This window comes from Photorhabdus thracensis, assembly GCF_001010285.1.
GTDB lineage: Bacteria > Pseudomonadota > Gammaproteobacteria > Enterobacterales > Enterobacteriaceae > Photorhabdus > Photorhabdus temperata.
The window spans coordinates 1,238,974-1,258,146 of sequence record NZ_CP011104.1 but is presented as its reverse complement, the minus strand read 5'-3'; the positions used below and the strand labels follow the sequence as shown (position 1 = coordinate 1,258,146).

Sequence of the window (19,173 nt, the reverse complement as noted above, 5' to 3'; positions counted from 1 at the left end):
ATAAATTAATTAATTTAGCCTGATAGTTTCAGAAAGAATTTCCGAACTGACTCTCATTTTTGTACTCGTAGTACAACAAAAAATTGTACCGCGGATATTTTATGTAGCGAAAAAACAGGAAATCGCCGTATAACGGTAAATTAGGAATGTATGGCTGGCGTTGGTTACCAGACGAAAGCGATACACAAGGAAAAACATATGCGGGTGTCACATCTGAATTTTAATCATCTCTATTATTTCTGGCATGTTTGCAAGGAAGGATCTGTGGTTGGGGCGGCAGAAGCGCTTTATCTGACGCCGCAGACGATTACAGGGCAAATAAAAGCACTGGAGGAGCGTTTAGGCGGAAAACTGTTCAAACGCCAAGGACGGGGTCTGGTGCCATCAGAACTGGGACAGCTTATCTTCCGCTATGCGGATAAGATGTTTATGCTGAGTCAGGAGATGCTGGATATTGTTAACTACAGCCGTGAATCCAACCTGTTGTTTGATGTTGGTGTTGCTGATGCATTATCCAAACGTCTGGTTAGTCAGGTATTGGAAACAGCGGTGGTGGAACATGAGCAGATCCATCTGCGCTGTTTTGAATCAACCCATGAATTGCTGCTTGAGCAACTTAGTCAGCACAAACTCGATATGATACTGTCTGATTGCCCGGTGGATTCTTCCCAGCAGGAAGGGCTGTTCTCGGTAAAACTGGGTGAATGCAATGTCAGTTTCTTCTGCCGGCAACCTGTTCCGCAAAAGCCTTTCCCAGAATGTTTAGAGGAACGTCGCCTGTTGGTGCCAGGACGTCGCTCTATGTTAGGGCGTAAACTGTTGACTTGGATCCGTAATAAAAATCTTCAGGTTGAAGTTCTGGGTGAATTTGATGATGCCGCATTAATGAAAGCGTTTGGTATGTATCATAATGCGATTTTCGTTGCGCCGTCTTTGTATACCAATGATATTTTTGCTGACAATGATATTGCTGAAATTGGCCGGCTGGATGCAGTGCAGGAAGAGTATTATGTGATTTTTGCTGAACGAATGATTCAACATCCGGCGGTTCAGCGCGTGTGTAATAAAGATTTTTCCGCGTTGTTTAATGTGCCATCTAAGAAGCGGACTTAAAAAATAGTTGATAATAATTGTAAACAACAAAAAAACCGGCGAAAGCCGGTTTTTCAGTAATCTAAACGCAAATTATTACATTGCGTTGATTTGAGCTGCCAGATTAGATTTATGACGTGCTGCTTTATTTTTGTGGATCAGACCTTTACAGGCGTGACGATCGACAATAGGTTGCATGTCATTAAATGCTTTCTGCGCAGATTCTTTATCGCCAGCGGCGATAGCAGCATAGACCTTCTTGATGAAGGTACGCACCATAGAACGGCGGCTAGCGTTGTGCTGACGACGTTTTTCAGACTGAATGGCGCGTTTCTTAGCTGATTTGATATTAGCCAAGGTCCAACTCCCAAATATATTCTATCGAGGACAATTCAAAGGCCGAGGAATATGCCTGTTCAGCCTTCTTTTGTCAATGGATTTGTGCAAATAAGCGCCGTTGTACCGCGGCACTTGTTACGTTGTGATGGCGCAGGATTTTATCAGCTTAGTTAGCTGGAATACAGTCTTTCACAATAAAAATCTCATTGAATAGTCCTGATGAGAAATAAAATAAATATTTTTCGGGATTCCTGCCCGTTTTTGTTGTATGAATCAGGGTTATTAATTTTAGCCATCTTATGATGGTGGGTTAACCTTGCGCTTTGTACAAGGTATAATTTGGCAATTTCCAGGGTATTGAGCCAGCTATGGAGCTAATTCGCGGTATAAGTAATATCCGGGCGCGTCACCATGGTTGCGTGCTGACGATTGGTAATTTTGATGGTGTCCACAGAGGCCATCAGGTACTACTGAAGCACTTAAAACGCGAAGGGCAGCGTCTGGGTTTACCGGTAACGGTTATGATTTTTGAACCACAACCCTTGGAAGTTTTTGCCAGGGATAATGCTCCAGCCCGTCTGACGAGATTGAGGGATAAAGCTAAATATCTCGCCCGGTATGGAGTGGATTATTTATTATGTGTGAAATTTGACAGGAATTTTGCGGCAAATACGCCAGAAGCCTTTGTTTCGCGGTTGCTCGTGGAAAAATTGGGTGTTAAGTTTCTGGCGGTAGGAGATGACTTTCGTTTTGGCAAATCCCGCAGTGGTGACTTTGCTTTTCTACAGCAAGCCGGTGAAACATACGGTTTTGACGTGACCAACAGCGAAAGTTTTTGTGACAGTGGTTTGCGGATCAGCAGCACCGCTATCCGTCAGGCACTGCAAGATGATGATTTGGTATTAGCTGAAACATTATTGGGACATCCATATAGTATTTGTGGCCGGGTCGTTCATGGTAGACGGCTGGGGAGTACTATTGGCTTTCCAACAGCTAATTTGCCATTAAAACGTTTAGTCGCTCCTGTACAAGGCGTTTATGTCGTTGAAGTCTATGGCTTGGGAGATAAGCCTTTACCGGGTGTTGCCAATATTGGTACACGTCCAACCGTCTCTGGTCAGGACCAACAACTTGAAGTACATCTGATTGATACCCAAATGGATCTGTATGGGCATCATATTGATGTGGTGTTACGCAAAAAACTGCGTAATGAGCAGCGGTTTGCTTCCCTTGATGCACTCAAGCAGCAAATTGCTAATGATTTGGTCGCTGCGAAGGAATTTTTTAAACAGCTGCCAGTGTCATGTATCTAGCGGAAAATTGGAATTGAGAATCGAATGAGTGACTATAAAAATACCCTGAACCTACCAGAAACAGGGTTTCCAATGCGCGGAGACTTAGCAAAGCGCGAACCAGACATGCTAAAACGTTGGTACAAAGATGAGTTGTATCAGGTAATTCGTAAAGCAAAAGCCGGTAAAAAAACATTTATTCTGCATGACGGCCCTCCTTATGCGAACGGCAGCATTCATATTGGTCACTCAGTCAATAAGATTCTCAAAGATATTATTATTAAATCCAAAGGGATGGCGGGATATGATTCGCCATATGTACCCGGTTGGGATTGCCATGGTTTACCCATTGAGCTTAAGGTTGAGCAGATTATTGGTAAGCCGGGAGAAAAATTTTCCGCTGCTGAATTCCGTGCCGAGTGCCGCAAATATGCCAAAGAGCAGATAGAAGGTCAGAAGGAAGACTTTATCCGTCTGGGCGTATTAGGTGACTGGGATCGCCCATACCTGACGATGGACTTTAAGACTGAAGCCAACGTTATTCGTGCACTGAGCCGTATTATTGCCAATGGACATTTGTTAAAAGGCGCTAAACCTGTTCACTGGTGTACTGATTGTGGTTCATCATTGGCTGAAGCGGAAGTTGAGTATTACGACAAAACGTCTCCATCTATTGACGTGCGTTTTGATGCTGTTGATACGGCAGCTGTTTACGAGAAATTTGGCGTGCAGGCATCAGATCAACCCGTTTCTCTGGTGATTTGGACAACCACGCCGTGGACGTTACCGGCTAACCGCGCGATCGCTTTGCATGCTGAATTTGACTATCAATTAGTACAGATTGATGGTGAATGTTTGATCCTGGCTGCTGATTTGGTCGAAAGTGTGATGCAGCGCGCGGGTGTGGCGTCGTGGACTGTGCTGGGGCATTGTGCGGGTTCTGCGTTGGAACTGTTGCGCTTCAAACATCCATTTATGGGTTTCGATTCACCGGTTGTACTGGGCGAACACGTTACATTGGATGCGGGTACCGGCGCTGTCCATACTGCGCCAGGTCATGGCCCGGACGATTTTGTTATTGGTCAGAAATATGGTTTGGAAGTCGCAAATCCGGTTGGTCCGAATGGCTGCTATCTGCCGGGGACTTATCCTTCTCTGGATGGCGTGTTTGTCTTTAAGGCGAACGATATTATTTTGAATATCCTGAGTGAAAACAATGCACTGCTGCACCTGGAAAAATTACAGCACAGCTATCCTTGTTGCTGGCGTCACAAGGCGCCAATCATTTTCCGTGCCACGCCGCAGTGGTTTGTCAGCATGGATCAAAATGGTCTGCGCAAGCAATCGCTGAAAGAGATCAACGGTGTTCAGTGGATCCCTGGCTGGGGGCAGGCCCGTATTGAAGCAATGGTTGAGAACCGTCCTGACTGGTGTATTTCACGTCAACGTACTTGGGGCACCCCGATGTCCCTGTTTGTCCATAAAGAGACGGAAGAACTTCATCCACGCACTGTCGAGTTGATGGAAGAAGTTGCCAAACGTGTTGAAGTGGATGGTATTCAGGCGTGGTGGGATCTGGATCCAGCAGAACTGCTGGGTGATGATGCGGCTAACTATGTCAAAATCTTTGATACTCTGGATGTCTGGTTCGATTCTGGATCAACTCATTCATCGGTTGTTGATGCTCGTTCTGAATTTCAGGGCAACTCTGCGGATATCTATCTGGAAGGTTCAGATCAGCATCGTGGCTGGTTTATGTCTTCCCTGATGATCTCAACCGCAATGAAAGGCAAAGCGCCTTACCGTCAGGTACTGACACACGGTTTCACTGTGGATGGTCAGGGCCGTAAGATGTCTAAGTCTATCGGCAACACTATCAGTCCGCAGGATGTGATGAATAAATTAGGGGCGGATATTCTGCGTCTGTGGGTTGCCTCTACCGATTACTCTGGTGAAATTGCGGTATCAGATGAAATTCTGAAACGTTCTGCTGATGCATATCGCCGTATCCGTAACACAGCGCGTTTCCTGCTGGCAAACCTGAATGGTTTTGATCCTGAACAACATAGGGTTAAACCAGAAGAGATGGCGGTGCTGGATCGCTGGGCTGTGGGCCGTGCTCAGGCAGCTCAGGCAGATATTGCAAAATGCTACGATGAATATGATTTCCACTCTGTTGTTCAGCGCTTAATGCAGTTCTGTTCTGTGGAAATGGGTTCGTTCTATCTCGATATCATTAAAGACCGCCAGTATACCGCTAAGGGAGATAGTCTGGCCCGTCGCAGTTGCCAGACTGCGCTGTATCATATTGCAGAAGCACTGGTTCGTTGGATGGCGCCTATTCTCTCCTTCACAGCGGATGAAGTCTGGAATGAATTGCCTGGTAAACGTGCTCAGTATGTCTTTACCGAAGAGTGGTATGACGGCTTGTTTGGTCTGGCCGCAGGCGAACAAATGAATGATACTTTCTGGGCTGATTTACTGGCTGTCCGTGGTGAAGTCAACAAAGTGCTGGAGCAGGCACGTGCAGATAAACATATTCGCAGCTCTTTGGAAGCCGCCGTCACTCTGTATGCAAATAATGAACTGGCTGATAAATTGAACCGCCTGGGAGATGAATTGCGTTTTGTTCTGCTGACATCTCAGGTTTCTGTTGCAGCTTATGAACAGGCGGGTGACGATGCGCAGCAAAGCGAAATCGACAGCCTGAAAATTACTTTCCGTAAAGCGGATGGTGAAAAATGTCCTCGTTGCTGGCATTACGCTAAAGATGTGGGATTGGTGGCGGAGCACGCAGAACTTTGTGGCCGCTGTGTAACTAATGTTGCCGGTAACGGCGAAGAGCGTAAGTTTGCCTGATGAATAGACCCATTTGCTCCACTGGCCTTCGCTGGCTTTGGTTAGTTGCCGTGGTATTGATTCTGGATCTGGGGAGTAAACAGTTAGTGCTGAAACACTTTTATCTGTATGAATCCGTTCCATTAATACCTTATTTCAACCTGACTTATGCCCAGAATCTGGGGGCGGCTTTCAGTTTCCTTGCGGATAAAGACGGCTGGCAGCGTTGGTTGTTTGCATTAATTGCCGTTGCTATTTCAGTCGTATTGATAGTGATGATGTATCGTTCCAGTGCAAAGAAGAAACTGAGTAATATCGCTTATGCCCTGATTATTGGTGGAGCATTGGGTAATCTGTTTGACCGGTTGGTTCATGGTTTTGTCATCGATTTTATTGATTTTTATGTCGGTGACTGGCACTTTCCAACCTTTAATATCGCCGATATGGCGATATGCATCGGGGCTGCATTGGTTATCATTGATAGCTTTTTAAGCCCGGATGAAAAGACAATTAAAGCAGGATAAAAGCCTATTTTAGTAGGCGTTATTGTTCAGGCGGTTGTTGTGAATGAATAGTGAACTTAGGCAGTGTCCAGGTTCGCTTTTTACGACAAAGAGCCGCAAATAAAATAGGTTCTGAGTAATATGTCAAAGCAGGTACATGCAGATAGTGCGGTTTTGCTGCATTTCACTTTAAAACTGCAAGATGGTTCTATAGCCGATTCCACCCACCATCAGGGCAAACCTGCATTATTCCGTTTAGGTGATGGAACCCTTTCTTCGCCTTTGGAGCAGCAGCTTACCGGTCTGAAAAAGGGAGATAGACACACATTTACTCTGGCTGGTGAGGCCGTATTTGGTAAACCGAATCCTGATCTGATCCAATATTTTACTCCGCGTGATTTTACCGAAACGGGTATTCCTGAAATTGGAACTATAATGTTATTTACGGCAATGAATGGCAGTGAAATGCCAGGCATCGTAAAAGAAGTGGCAGAGGAGTCCGTCACTGTTGATTTCAACCACCCGTTAGCCTATCAGAACATCACATTTGAGATTGAAGTGTTGGAAATTGATCCACAGTTGGAGGAAAACCATGCAGATATTGCTGGCTAACCCTCGTGGTTTTTGTGCTGGTGTTGACCGGGCCATCAGTATTGTAGAACGTGCTCTGGAATTATATGGTGCACCGATCTATGTTCGCCATGAGGTTGTACATAACCGCTATGTTGTGGATAACCTGCGCAAGCGGGGCGCTATCTTTATTGAAGACATTGCAGAAGTACCCGATGATGCGATTCTGATTTTTTCTGCTCACGGTGTTTCACAGGCGATCCGTGCGGAAGCCCGTTCCCGCAATCTGACGATGCTGTTCGACGCAACTTGTCCCTTGGTAACTAAAGTCCATATGGAAGTGGCCAGAGCCAGTCGCAAAGGCAAAGAAGCTATTCTGATCGGTCACGCTGGGCATCCTGAAGTTGAAGGGACAATGGGTCAGTACAATAATGCTGATGGTGGAATGTATCTGGTTGAATCTCCTGAAGATGTGTGGAATCTGAAAGTCAAAGATGAAGATAACTTGTGTTTTATGACTCAAACTACGTTATCTGTTGATGACACTTCAGAAGTGATTGATGCGCTTAATGAGCGATTCCCCAACATTGTCGGTCCCCGTAAAGATGATATCTGCTATGCGACGACTAACCGCCAGGAAGCGGTACGGGATCTGGCATCTGATGCTGATGTTGTATTGGTTGTTGGTTCGAAGAATTCATCTAACTCTAACCGCCTTGCAGAGTTAGCTCAGCGTGTTGGTAAACCTGCTTACCTGATAGATTCTGCTGATGATATTAAAAAAGAATGGATAACGGGCGTTTCTCTGGTTGGGGTGACTGCGGGAGCTTCGGCACCGGATATCTTAGTTCAGCAAGTCATTGAGCGGCTGAAAAATCTTGGGGCTGATTCTGTCGAAGAATTACATGGCAGGGAAGAGAATATTGTTTTCGAAGTGCCGAAAGAGTTACGTGTTGAAGTTAAGCAGATTAGTTAAGTAATTTAAAGTACTGCGCCAGATTAAGAGTGAGGTTGCTCGTAATCTATTGATTTAAAAAATTCATCTGACTGATCGCCTGTATTAAATCAGGAAAGGGACTAATTCACAGTGAGGGCTTATGGCTAATACAGAAATTCGTGTTGCTATTGTTGGTGCTGGTGGGCGTATGGGGCGTCAGTTAATACAGGCTATCCATCAATTGAGTGGAGTCGCTCTCGGTGCCGTGTTAGAACGCTCAGGCTCTTCTCTGATTGGCGTGGATGCCGGAGAATTGGCGGGTATCGGTAATACAGGTGTTACTGTTTATGATGACCTGAAAAATGTTGTTGATAATTTTGATGTTCTTATCGATTTTACCCGCCCGGAAGGCACACTTGCCCATCTTGAAATTTGTCGTCAGAACGGTAAAGCGATGGTTATCGGTACCACAGGCTTTGATGATGCAGGTAAGCAGGCGATTGAAGATGCTTCCACGGATATCCCGATAGTATTTGCTGCAAATTTCAGTGTTGGTGTGAATCTGGTGCTTAAATTACTGGAAAAAGCGGCGAAAGTGATGGGCGAGTATACTGATATCGAGATTATCGAAGCACATCACCGTCATAAAGTGGATGCACCATCAGGAACGGCGTTAGCGATGGGAGAATCTATTGCCCATGCTTTAGGTCGGGATCTTAAAGAGTGTGCTGTCTATGCCCGTGAAGGTTATACCGGTGAACGTGATCCGAAAAGTATTGGTTTTGCGACTGTCCGTGCCGGGGATATCGTTGGTGAACATACCGCTATATTTGCAGATATGGGTGAGAGAATTGAGATAACTCATAAGGCTTCCAGCCGGATGACATTTGCAAATGGGGCGGTAAAGTCAGCATTATGGTTATGTGGTAAAAATAGTGGTCTTTTTGATATGAAAGACGTTTTAAATCTCGATTTTATTTAAAATTTTATTTTTATAACTAATTGATATCGCATAATTAAATTATCTATTATGCGATTTTTGATTGCTTGATATGATTTAATTAATTTTTTGTGGATTTTGTTTATTTTTCTCTCTTTTTTACCTTTGTTTTCCAGTTTTTTTCTCTTTTTTATGGTTATTTTCAATTCTTCATCTGAAAATTAAATCTTCTATGCTGGTAATCGTTTTCTAAACTAACTTTGTCTCTATTTTTGGCCTTATTTTATCAGTTTATCCAGTGAAGTACGCAAAAAAATAATAAAAGTAACATTTTTTGTAGACAACTATCCCTCTCATCATTAGAATGCGCGCAATTTGCCAAAATTTTGCCTAAAAAGCAGCTTTGGCATTGATTTTGACGAACAAATCTGAATTAATATGCACTAATTGTGATTTATTATTCTCTGGAGGGTGTTTTGATTAAGTCAGCTATATTGGTTCTGGAAGACGGAACCCAATTCCATGGTCGCGCCATCGGTGTTGAAGGGGCGGCAGTTGGGGAAGTGGTTTTCAATACCTCAATGACCGGATATCAAGAAATTCTCACAGACCCTTCTTATTCCCGCCAAATTGTCACTCTTACTTATCCCCATATTGGTAATGTCGGTGTTAACTCAGTTGATAAAGAATCACTAAAAGTTCAAGCCCAAGGGCTGGTAATTCGTGATCTGCCGTTATTGACCAGTAACTTCCGTAGCGAAGAAACGCTTTCTGATTACCTTAAACGCCATAATATTGTTGCGATAGCGGATATCGATACCCGTAAACTGACCCGCTTGTTAAGGGAAAAAGGTTCACAGAATGGTTGTATTATAGCAGGTAAGCAGATTAACGCTCAGGTTGCACTGGAAAAAGCACAAGCGTTCCCAGGGCTGGAAGGGATGGATTTGGCAAAAGAGGTGACAACGGAGCAGGTTTATCCGTGGTTACAGGGGAGCTGGACTCTGGCAGATGGATTACCGGAAGAGAAGCAAGAACAGGAGCTGCCTTATCATGTTGTTGCTTATGACTTTGGTGCAAAACGCAATATTTTGCGGATGCTGGTAGATCGTGGTTGTCGCTTGACAGTGGTTCCCGCTCAGACACCGGCTGAGGATGTATTGAAGCTGAATCCAGATGGTATTTTCTTGTCCAATGGTCCGGGCGACCCGGCACCTTGTGGCTATGCGATTGAAACAATTAAAATTCTCCTTGAGACAAATATTCCGATCTTTGGTATTTGCCTTGGGCACCAATTGCTGGCATTGGCCAGTGGCACCGAGACAATGAAAATGAAATTCGGCCATCACGGCGGCAACCATCCGGTAAAAGATCTTGATCGTAATATTGTGATGATTACTGCACAGAACCACGGTTTTGCTGTGGATGAAAAGTCATTGCCGGCAAATGTGCGTGTGACCCATAAATCCCTGTTTGATGGTACGTTACAGGGAATTCATCGCACAGATAAACCAGCCTTCAGCTTCCAGGGGCACCCGGAAGCCAGCCCTGGCCCGCATGAAACTGCGTCACTGTTCGATCACTTTATTGAGCTGATTAAACAGTATTGTCAGCAAAATAATCGTCATAACACCAAGTAATCAGGAGAAAATAAAATGGCAAAACGTACTGATATTAAAAGTATCCTGATCTTGGGGGCTGGCCCCATTGTTATCGGCCAAGCTTGTGAGTTCGACTACTCAGGTGCACAGGCTTGTAAAGCGTTACGAGAAGAAGGTTATCGTGTTGTGCTGGTGAACTCAAACCCGGCCACCATCATGACTGATCCAGAAATGGCGGATGCCACTTATATTGAGCCGATCCACTGGGAAGTGGTACGTAAAATCATTGAAAAAGAGCGTCCTGATGCGGTTTTGCCAACCATGGGTGGACAAACTGCGCTGAACTGTGCGTTGGAACTGGAACGTCAAGGGGTTTTGAAAGAATTTGGCGTGACTATGATTGGCGCAACCGCAGATGCGATTGATAAAGCGGAAGATCGTCGCCGTTTCGATATGGCAATGAAAAAGATAGGCTTGGAAACCCCGCGTTCTGGTATTGCCCATTCAATGGAAGAAGCGCTGGCCGTTGCAGATAAAGTCGGTTTTCCTTGTATTATCCGTCCTTCCTTTACTATGGGAGGAAGTGGTGGCGGTATCGCTTATAACCGCGAAGAATTTGAAGAAATTTGTGAGCGTGGTTTAGATCTTTCTCCAACCAACGAGCTATTGATTGATGAATCTTTGATTGGCTGGAAAGAGTATGAAATGGAGGTGGTGCGTGATAAAAATGATAACTGTATCATCGTCTGCTCGATTGAAAACTTCGATGCTATGGGGATTCACACTGGCGATTCCATCACCGTCGCACCGGCACAAACGCTGACCGATAAAGAATACCAAATCATGCGTAACGCTTCGATGGCGGTATTGCGTGAAATCGGTGTGGAAACCGGCGGTTCTAACGTACAGTTTGCGGTGAACCCGAAAAATGGCCGTTTGGTTATCATCGAAATGAACCCACGCGTTTCCCGCTCTTCTGCGTTGGCTTCGAAAGCGACAGGTTTCCCAATTGCTAAAATTGCCGCCAAATTGGCAGTAGGTTATACCCTTGATGAACTGATGAATGATATCACTGGTGGTCGCACGCCAGCTTCCTTTGAACCTTCTATTGATTACGTAGTGACTAAAATTCCTCGTTTCAATTTCGAGAAATTTGCCGGTGCCAATGATCGTCTGACGACTCAGATGAAATCTGTTGGTGAGGTGATGGCGATTGGTCGTACTCAGCAGGAATCCCTGCAAAAAGCGTTGCGTGGTTTGGAAGTGGGAGCAACTGGCTTTGATCCGAAAGTCAGTCTGGATGATCCACAGGCATTGACCAAAATACGCCGTGAATTGAAAGATGCTGGTGCGGAGCGTATCTGGTATATCGCTGATGCTTTCCGCGCCGGTATGTCGGTTGACGGTGTTTTCAATCTGACTGATATTGACCGCTGGTTCTTGGTGCAAATTGAAGAATTGGTGCGACTGGAAGAGCAAGTGGCTGAACAGGGAATTAACAGCTTGACTGTCGATTTCCTGCGTTGTTTGAAACGCAAAGGCTTTGCTGACGCACGTCTGGCGCAACTGGTCGGTGTGGCGGAAAAAGAGATCCGCAAATTGCGTCACAAATATAATCTGTATCCGGTTTACAAACGGGTTGATACCTGTGCGGCGGAATTTGCGACTGATACCGCATACATGTATTCCACTTATGAGGATGAGTGTGAAGCCAATCCGAATCATGACAAGCCAAAAATCATGGTGTTGGGCGGTGGTCCTAATCGTATTGGACAAGGGATCGAGTTTGACTACTGTTGTGTTCATGCATCACTGGCACTGCGTGAAGATGGTTATGAAACCATTATGGTGAACTGTAACCCGGAAACAGTTTCAACAGATTACGATACTTCGGATCGCCTCTATTTCGAACCGGTGACTTTGGAAGATGTGCTTGAAATTGTGCGTGTTGAGCAGCCAAAAGGGGTGATTGTTCAGTATGGTGGGCAGACTCCGTTGAAATTGGCCCGTGAACTGGAAACCGCAGGTGTGCCAATTATTGGTACCAGCCCGGATGCAATTGATCGTGCTGAAGATCGTGAGCGTTTCAAACAGGCGGTAAACCGTCTTGGTTTGAAACAGCCAGAAAATGCCACTGTGGCGACGATTGAACGAGCGGTTGAGAAAGGAAATGCGCTGGGTTATCCACTGGTGGTTCGTCCATCTTATGTTCTGGGTGGCCGTGCGATGGAAATTGTATATGACGAAGCTGACTTGCGCCGTTATTTCCAGACGGCGGTTAGTGTATCTAATGATGCCCCGGTACTGCTTGATCGTTTCCTTGATGATGCGATAGAAGTGGATGTTGATGCTATCTGTGACGGTGAACGGGTGCTGATTGGTGGCATTATGGAACATATTGAGCAGGCAGGTGTTCACTCCGGTGACTCCGCCTGTTCACTGCCGGCTTACACATTGAGTCAGGAAATTCAGGATGTCATGCGTCAGCAGGTAGAAAAACTGGCGTTTGAGTTGTGTGTCTGTGGCTTGATGAATGTCCAGTTTGCTGTCAAGAATGACGAGGTTTACCTGATTGAAGTCAACCCTCGCGCGGCTCGTACTGTGCCATTTGTTTCTAAAGCTACTGGTTTGCCACTGGCGAAAGTTGCGGCTCGTGTGATGGTGGGCCAGTCTCTGGCTGAACAGGGTGCAACTCAGGAGATCATCCCGCCATACTACTCGGTGAAAGAGGTTGTACTGCCTTTCAACAAATTCCCAGGTGTGGATCCGATTCTTGGGCCTGAAATGCGCTCAACCGGGGAAGTGATGGGGGTTGGCCGTACTTTTGCGGAAGCTTTCTCAAAAGCACTGTTGGGATGTGACTCCAGAATGCAACAGAGTGGCAGAGCACTTTTGTCGGTGCGTGATGGCGATAAAGGCCGGGTCGTAGATTTGGCCGCTAAGTTGCTTAAGCAGGGCTTTGAATTGGATGCGACTCACGGTACGGCAGTTGTACTGGGTGAAGCAGGTATCAATCCGCGCCTGGTGAACAAAGTTCACGAAGGGCGTCCACATATTCAGGATAGAATCAAAAATGGTGAGTATAGCTATATTGTGAACACTACCGCTGGTCGTCAGGCGATTGAGGATTCCAAGCTTATTCGCCGTAGTGCACTGCAATATAAAGTGCATTATGACACCACATTGAATGGCGGGTTTGCTACAACAATGGCACTGAGTGCAGATCCAACCGAGCAGGTAATTTCTGTACAGGAAATGCATGCGGAGATTAATAGCTAGTCCGTATTCTGATTAATTGAAGTAATAAAAAGGTGCGCTCGATTAAGCGCACTTTTTTATGTTCATTGAAAATTTAAAGGGAGGGAATGAACTTCTGTTATCCCAGTGCCACTTTGACACCTAAACCAATCAAAACAACGCCAAGCAGTTTATCAATAATCTTTTGAGTTTTAACTAATCCGCGGCGTACTGGTGCACTCTGGATCAATATGACCAGTAATGGCCAATAGATTACCGCCAGGCTCCAGATAATAAAGGCATACCACAGTTTCTCATTAACACCAGAATTGACATTCAGCACCTGAGTAAATATTGCCAGGAAGAATAAGGTTGCTTTTGGATTCAGCAGATTACATAAAAATCCCTGCATAAACGCTTTTTTAAAAGTAACAATTTGTCGTGTTTGGTCATCAAGAGTGACGGTATTTCCTCCGCGGGAAAGCAGGCTATTGATCCCGATCCAAATAAGATAAGCAGCTCCGGCATATTTCATCAGATTAAACAGCCACGGAGTGGTGGTGATAAGAATAGCCAGCCCGGCGACACAATAAATCATATGACAGGCGATAGCGGCAATTAATCCCAGCACTGTCATCATTGCGGCAGAGCGTTGATAACGTATGGCATTTTTGACTACCAGAAAGAAATCGGGACCGGGAGAGAGCATGCCCAAAGTTGAGATGGTGATGACGACCAGTGATGTTTCCAGCATAATGTACCCTATAGTTAATATTAGATTTGTTATTATTTTGATCAATAAATGTCTTAAACGACAAATCAAGTATAAATGAATTTTTTGTACTTAAGGAAGCGTTGATCCTATCGACTGGGTACATCCCTTTCCGTATAGTGTCACCAATTTTTATACTATTTGCCTATAAGGTGACTCAATGAATATCAGCTTGATCGCTGCTTTAGCTATGGATCGGGTTATCGGCATGGAGAATGCAATGCCGTGGCATTTGCCGGGGGATTTGGCCTGGTTTAAACGTAATACATTGAATAAACCAGTCATTATGGGGCGAGTAACTTATGAATCCATAGGTCGCCCATTGCCGGGGCGGCTCAATATTGTATTGAGTCATCAACCGGGTAATGATGAACGTGTAACTTGGGTAAGTTCAGTTGATGAAGCACTGGCAGTAGCTGGTGATGCAGAAGAGATTATGGTGATGGGGGGCGGCAAAATTTATGACCAGTTCATCTCACTGGCTAGCCGTATGTACCTGACTCATATTGATGCAGAAGTGATAGGTGATACTCATTTCCCTGATTATGAGCCAGATGAGTGGGATTCTGAATTTACTGAATACCATGATGCAGATGGATTAAATTCTCACAGCTACTGTTTTGAGATTCTACAACGCCGTATCTAATTGATAAAACACGCCGATGAAGCTTTCTTCACGGCGTGTCTGGCTTTAGTGCTGTTTTACGGCTGACAGGGATGGCTGGGTAAAATATTGCTTATCTTCCCAATGTAGCATTGTTAGCTCACCTCCCCAGCAGCAACCTGTATCCAATGCATAAAATCTTTCTGATGTTCCCTGACCTTCCAGTGATGCCCAGTGACCGAAAACAATAGAGTATTCTGCTGGGATCTGCTGTGGCAGCTCAAACCAGGGCTTTAACGGTGCGGGAGCACTTTCGGGTTTATCTTTGCAAAGCATATCCAACTGACCATTTGGAAAACAGTAACGCATACGTGTTAATGCATTGGTACTGAAACGTAAGCGTGTCAGTCCAGAAAGTTCCGGCGACCAGTTATTCGGCATATCCCCATACATTGAATTGAGAAACAGGGGATAGCTACTACTATTGAGCATGACTTCAACTTCGCCAGCGCATATTTTAGCGGTTTCCAGATCCCATTGGGGCGTAATACCCGCATGTGTCATGATCAGTTTCAGATCATCGTCGCACTGTAATAGCGGTTGTTTGCGTAGCCAATTAATTAATTCGTCTGCATCTGGAGCGGACAGTAATTCATTAATTTTATCTTTAGGTTTATTGCGGCTGATCCCGGCATAAACGCCTAATAAATGAAGATCATGATTGCCTAATACTATTTTTGCGGCTGAGCCTAATTGTTTAACATACCGCAAAACTTCAAGAGAATCTGGGCCACGGGCAACTAAATCTCCTGTCAGCCATAATGTATCCTTTTTGGGATCAAAATTGACTTTAGTTAATAAAATTCGTAATTCATGATAACAGCCATGAATATCACCGATCAGATAGGTAGACATAATTAATTAATCAGAGTTGGGATAGCCAGACGGAAAACCGGAATGGCAACGCGGAATGGATCACCATTGTGATCGACCATTTCATAATGGCCTTGCATCGTGCCTAAAGGCGTTTCCAGTATAGCGCCACTGGTGTAACGGTATTCTGTACCTGGCAGGATTATTGGTTGCTCACCAACAACGCCTTCCCCCTGAACTTCAGTCTGGTGACCGTCGCTGTTGGTAATTAGCCAATAACGGTTGATCAACTGAACCGGTTCGCGCCCAAGATTACGGATAGTGACTGTATAGGCAAAAACGAAACGCTGTTGCTCGGGATACGATTGGCTCTCTACATAAACACTTTGTACCTGAATAGAAACTCTGGGCGCATTAATCATGGTTGACTCCTGTTATGATTGCATTTCAGGTTGTGCCGATAACCAGTTTGCCATTTTGCAGTATTGCTCAACAGAAATATTCTCTGCGCGTGTACCTGGATCGATACCCAGTTCTGTGAGCTGTTCTACAGTGAAAAGATCACCGAGGCTGTTACGGATAGTTTTACGCCGTTGGTTGAAAGCCTGAGTAGTGATCCGGCTTAGCATACGAATATTTTTGACCGGATGAGGTATGCTTTTGTGCGGTATCAGGCGTACAATTGCTGAATCGACTTTAGGTGCGGGAGTAAACGCGGTTGGCGGTACTTCCAGCACGGGGATAACCTGACAATAATATTGGGCCATGACACTCAAACGTCCGAAAGCTTTGCTGCCGGGGCCTGCTGCCAAGCGGTTTACTACCTCTTTTTGCAACATAAAATGCATATCAGCAATAGCATCAGTATAGTTGAAAAGGTGAAACATTAACGGTGTGGAAATATTATAAGGTAAATTACCAAAGACCCGCAGCGGTAGCTCTCTTTGCTGAGATAATTCGCTAAAATTAACGGTCATTGCATCTTGCTGGATAATGGTCAGCTTATCTTTTAGTTGCGGATGAACTTGCAGACGTGCAGCTAAATCGCGGTCGAGTTCAACCACGGTCATTTTATCCATGCGCTCACCAACCGGTTCTGTCAATGCGCCAAGACCGGGGCCAATTTCCAGCACTGCTTGACCTGGTTTTGGGTTGATAGCGGTAACAATACTATCAATGACAAATTGATCGGTTAAAAAGTTTTGCCCGAAGCGTTTACGGGCAAAGTGCCCTTGGTGGACTCTATTATTCATTACTGTTTTGTATCATTTTAATTGCTAAATTCAATGCGGTGATAAAGCTTCCCACATCAGCTTGACCTGTGCCAGCCAGTTCCAATGCTGTGCCATGATCGACAGAAGTACGGATAAACGGCAGGCCCAACGTAATATTCACTGCTCTGCCAAAACCTTGGTATTTTAACACGGGTAATCCCTGATCGTGATACATTGAGAGAACGGCGTCGGCATGTTGAAGATATTTAGGCTGGAACAGGGTATCTGCCGGCAAAGGCCCCTCTAATACTAAGCCTTCTGCTCTCAGACTTTCTAACACGGGAATAATGACATCAATCTCTTCCCGCCCCATATGGCCGCCTTCTCCGGCATGGGGATTCAGACCACAAACATAAATACAGGGTTTTGCCAGGCCAAACTTTGTTTTTAAGTCATGGTTAAGGATCGTGATAACTTCCCGCAGGTTATCGGAAGTGATGGATTTTGGCACATCAACAATGGGCAGATGAGTTGTTGCCAGAGCAACCCGAAGTTCCTCTGTCGCAAGCATCATAACAACCCGCTGACATCCACTGCGATCAGCAAAGAATTCGGTATGGCCAATAAAAGGCACGCCGGCGTCATTGATATTCCCTTTATGAACCGGTCCTGTGACTAACGCTGAAAATTCCCCGTTCAGGCAACCGTCACAGGCTCTTGCCAGAGTTTCAGTCACATATTTGCCGTTTTCCTGCTTCAACTCACCGGCGATTGCCGGTACATGAAGAGGAACTGGCAGTATGGTCAATGTTCCGGCTGCTTGAGGTTTGGGTGTTTTATCCGGAGAATATTCCAATAATTGCAAAGGTAAATTGAGTTGTTTGGCCCTGTCCAGAAGCAAATTGGGGTCTGCGCAGGCGACCAGCGGTATTGGCCAGCTTTGTTGGGCAAGAGCGACAGTCAAATCAGGCCCAACCCCGGCCGGTTCGCCGGGGGTAATAACAATAGGTTTATTGTTGTGCATCGCTGCCATCTAAAATTTTCACATAAGCTGAGGCGCGTTGTTCCTGCATCCAGCTTTGTGCTTCTTCGGTGAATTTACGGTTGAATAACATACGGTAAGCACGATCTTTCTGAGCAACATCTGTTCTATCGACCTTACGGGTGTCCAGCAATTGAATCAGATGCCAGCCAAAAGAGGAATGAACCGGTTGGCTTACCTCACCTTTATTCAGTCGCATTAACGCATCACGGAAGGCGGGATCATAGATATCAGGTGTTGTCCAGCCGAGATCACCACCACGCAGGGCTGAACCGGGATCTTCTGAAAACTCTTTCGCGGCATCAGCGAAATCCGTTTTTCCGCTGCGAATATCACCGGCGATTTGCTGCAACTTGGTGCGTGCCTGATCATCGGTCATAACGGGCGAAGTTTTCAGTAGAATATGACGGGCATGAACTTCAGTGACTGCGATTGTTGCGTTACCGCCACGGATATCATTGACTTTGAGAATATGGAACCCAACACCAGAACGGATTGGGCCAACGACCGCGCCTTTCGGGGCTGATTGCAGTTGCTCGGCAAACAGGGTTGGCAGTTCCTGAAGCTTACTCCAACCCATATTACCGCCTTTCAGGGCTTGTGGATCAGCGGAATAGGCGATAGCCAGTTTACCGAAGTCAACGCCATGCTTAAGTTCAGCCATAATTTTCTGTACTACAGCCGTGGCTTTTTCCATTTGTGCCTGGTCAGGGTTTTCTGGTAGTGGGATCAGAATGTGGCTGATATTCAGTTCAGTATCATAGGCATTCTGGTTACCAATTTGTTTCGCTAAGGCGTCAATTTCCTGAGGCAAAATGGTGACACGACGGCGAACTTCATTGTTGCGCACTTCTGCAATGATCATCTCCTTACGGATCTGATTACGATAAGTATCGAAATTCATCCCGTCAGCAGCGATACGGAGTTTCATTTGATCCACGGTTATGTGGTTCTGGGCTGCAATATTTGCAATTGTGGAATCCAGAGCCTGATCAGGAATGGTGATCCCCATCTGCTTTGCCATTTGTAGCAGGATATTATCCATAATCAGACGCTCAACGATCTGATTACGCAACCTTTTCTCGTCCGGTATTTGCTGGCCTGCACGTTGTGCATCCAGTTTAACGGAGTGTAAGAGGTTGCTGATGTCACTTTCCAGTACTACCCCGTTATTGACAACCGCAGCGATTTTATCCATTTGCTGAGGTGCAGCGAAGGCGGTACTCACTGAAAACATCAATCCGAGAATGAGAGTTCTCCAGTTCTTCATACTTTTCCCATCATATGTAGGTTCCGCAATAGCGGACTTATATTGTTTA

The 19,173-nt window shown here is 45.4% G+C and carries 17 protein-coding genes; 10 read left to right on the top strand and 7 right to left on the bottom strand.

Features of this window, described 5'->3' with window-relative positions; all coding sequences use genetic code 11:
- Nucleotides 1–198: 198 nt before the first annotated feature.
- Nucleotides 199–1,113, top strand: coding sequence for a transcriptional activator NhaR (gene nhaR, locus VY86_RS04940; RefSeq protein ID WP_046976715.1), 915 nt, complete (start codon nt 199–201; stop codon nt 1,111–1,113).
- A 75-nt stretch (nt 1,114–1,188) separates the two neighbouring features.
- Here nhaR and rpsT read toward each other — a convergent pair whose 3' ends face one another.
- Nucleotides 1,189–1,449 (bottom strand): 30S ribosomal protein S20, encoded by a 261-nt coding sequence (gene rpsT / locus VY86_RS04935; protein WP_046974141.1) that lies wholly within the window; start codon nt 1,447–1,449, stop codon nt 1,189–1,191.
- A gap of 350 nt (nt 1,450–1,799) precedes the next feature.
- Here rpsT and ribF point away from each other — a divergent pair, with 350 nt between their 5' ends.
- From ribF to carB, 8 genes are all read left to right on the top strand, one after another.
- The gene (ribF, locus tag VY86_RS04930; RefSeq protein ID WP_046974140.1) at nt 1,800–2,744 is read left to right on the top strand and encodes a bifunctional riboflavin kinase/FAD synthetase; all 945 of its coding nucleotides are present in this window, start codon (nt 1,800–1,802) and stop codon (nt 2,742–2,744) included.
- A gap of 24 nt (nt 2,745–2,768) precedes the next feature.
- Nucleotides 2,769–5,582 (top strand): isoleucine--tRNA ligase, encoded by a 2,814-nt coding sequence (gene ileS, locus VY86_RS04925; protein WP_046974139.1) that lies wholly within the window; start codon nt 2,769–2,771, stop codon nt 5,580–5,582.
- Nucleotides 5,582–6,085: a signal peptidase II gene (gene lspA, locus VY86_RS04920; RefSeq protein ID WP_046974138.1), complete on the top strand. Its 504-nt coding sequence runs from the start codon at nt 5,582–5,584 to the stop codon at nt 6,083–6,085. Before ileS ends, lspA begins: the two co-directional genes overlap by 1 nt.
- 120 nt (nt 6,086–6,205) lie before the next feature.
- Entirely contained in the window at nt 6,206–6,676 is a 471-nt protein-coding gene (gene fkpB / locus VY86_RS04915; protein ID WP_046974137.1) for an FKBP-type peptidyl-prolyl cis-trans isomerase, read from the top strand.
- Nucleotides 6,657–7,610, top strand: a complete 954-nt coding sequence (gene ispH, locus VY86_RS04910) for a 4-hydroxy-3-methylbut-2-enyl diphosphate reductase (RefSeq protein ID WP_021326152.1) — start codon at nt 6,657–6,659, stop codon at nt 7,608–7,610. The genes fkpB and ispH overlap by 20 nt, the downstream gene beginning before the upstream one ends.
- Nucleotides 7,611–7,731: 121 nt before the next feature.
- Nucleotides 7,732–8,553, top strand: a complete 822-nt coding sequence (gene dapB / locus VY86_RS04905; protein ID WP_046974136.1) for a 4-hydroxy-tetrahydrodipicolinate reductase — start codon at nt 7,732–7,734, stop codon at nt 8,551–8,553.
- 434 nt (nt 8,554–8,987) lie between these two features.
- Entirely contained in the window at nt 8,988–10,151 is a 1,164-nt protein-coding gene (gene carA, locus VY86_RS04900; RefSeq protein ID WP_046974135.1) for a glutamine-hydrolyzing carbamoyl-phosphate synthase small subunit, read from the top strand.
- A 15-nt stretch (nt 10,152–10,166) separates the two neighbouring features.
- Nucleotides 10,167–13,391, top strand: a complete 3,225-nt coding sequence (gene carB / locus VY86_RS04895) for a carbamoyl-phosphate synthase large subunit (RefSeq protein WP_046974134.1) — start codon at nt 10,167–10,169, stop codon at nt 13,389–13,391.
- 97 nt (nt 13,392–13,488) lie between these two features.
- On the opposite strand, the gene VY86_RS04890 is transcribed toward carB, so the two are convergent.
- Nucleotides 13,489–14,103, bottom strand: a complete 615-nt coding sequence (locus tag VY86_RS04890) for a LysE family transporter (RefSeq protein ID WP_046974133.1) — start codon at nt 14,101–14,103, stop codon at nt 13,489–13,491.
- A gap of 178 nt (nt 14,104–14,281) precedes the next feature.
- Here VY86_RS04890 and folA point away from each other — a divergent pair, with 178 nt between their 5' ends.
- A complete protein-coding gene (gene folA, locus VY86_RS04885) occupies nt 14,282–14,767 on the top strand; it encodes a type 3 dihydrofolate reductase (protein WP_046974132.1) in 486 nt (161 codons plus the stop codon).
- A gap of 45 nt (nt 14,768–14,812) precedes the next feature.
- Here the strand turns inward: folA and apaH are convergent, their stop codons facing one another.
- The 5 genes from apaH to surA are packed head-to-tail and all read right to left on the bottom strand — an operon-like array spanning nt 14,813 to nt 19,124.
- A complete protein-coding gene (apaH, locus tag VY86_RS04880; RefSeq protein WP_046974131.1) occupies nt 14,813–15,640 on the bottom strand; it encodes a bis(5'-nucleosyl)-tetraphosphatase (symmetrical) ApaH in 828 nt (275 codons plus the stop codon).
- Nucleotides 15,641–15,642: 2 nt separating this feature from the next.
- The gene (apaG, locus tag VY86_RS04875; protein WP_046974130.1) at nt 15,643–16,020 is read right to left on the bottom strand and encodes a Co2+/Mg2+ efflux protein ApaG; all 378 of its coding nucleotides are present in this window, start codon (nt 16,018–16,020) and stop codon (nt 15,643–15,645) included.
- Between the two features lie 12 nt (nt 16,021–16,032).
- Complete coding sequence (rsmA, locus tag VY86_RS04870; RefSeq protein ID WP_046974129.1) at nt 16,033–16,851, bottom strand: 16S rRNA (adenine(1518)-N(6)/adenine(1519)-N(6))-dimethyltransferase RsmA; 819 nt, start codon at nt 16,849–16,851, stop codon at nt 16,033–16,035.
- Complete coding sequence (pdxA, locus tag VY86_RS04865) at nt 16,844–17,836, bottom strand: 4-hydroxythreonine-4-phosphate dehydrogenase PdxA (protein ID WP_193386968.1); 993 nt, start codon at nt 17,834–17,836, stop codon at nt 16,844–16,846. The genes rsmA and pdxA overlap by 8 nt, the downstream gene beginning before the upstream one ends.
- Nucleotides 17,823–19,124, bottom strand: coding sequence for a peptidylprolyl isomerase SurA (gene surA, locus VY86_RS04860; protein ID WP_046974127.1), 1,302 nt, complete (start codon nt 19,122–19,124; stop codon nt 17,823–17,825). The genes pdxA and surA overlap by 14 nt, the downstream gene beginning before the upstream one ends.
- Nucleotides 19,125–19,173: the final 49 nt, after the last annotated feature.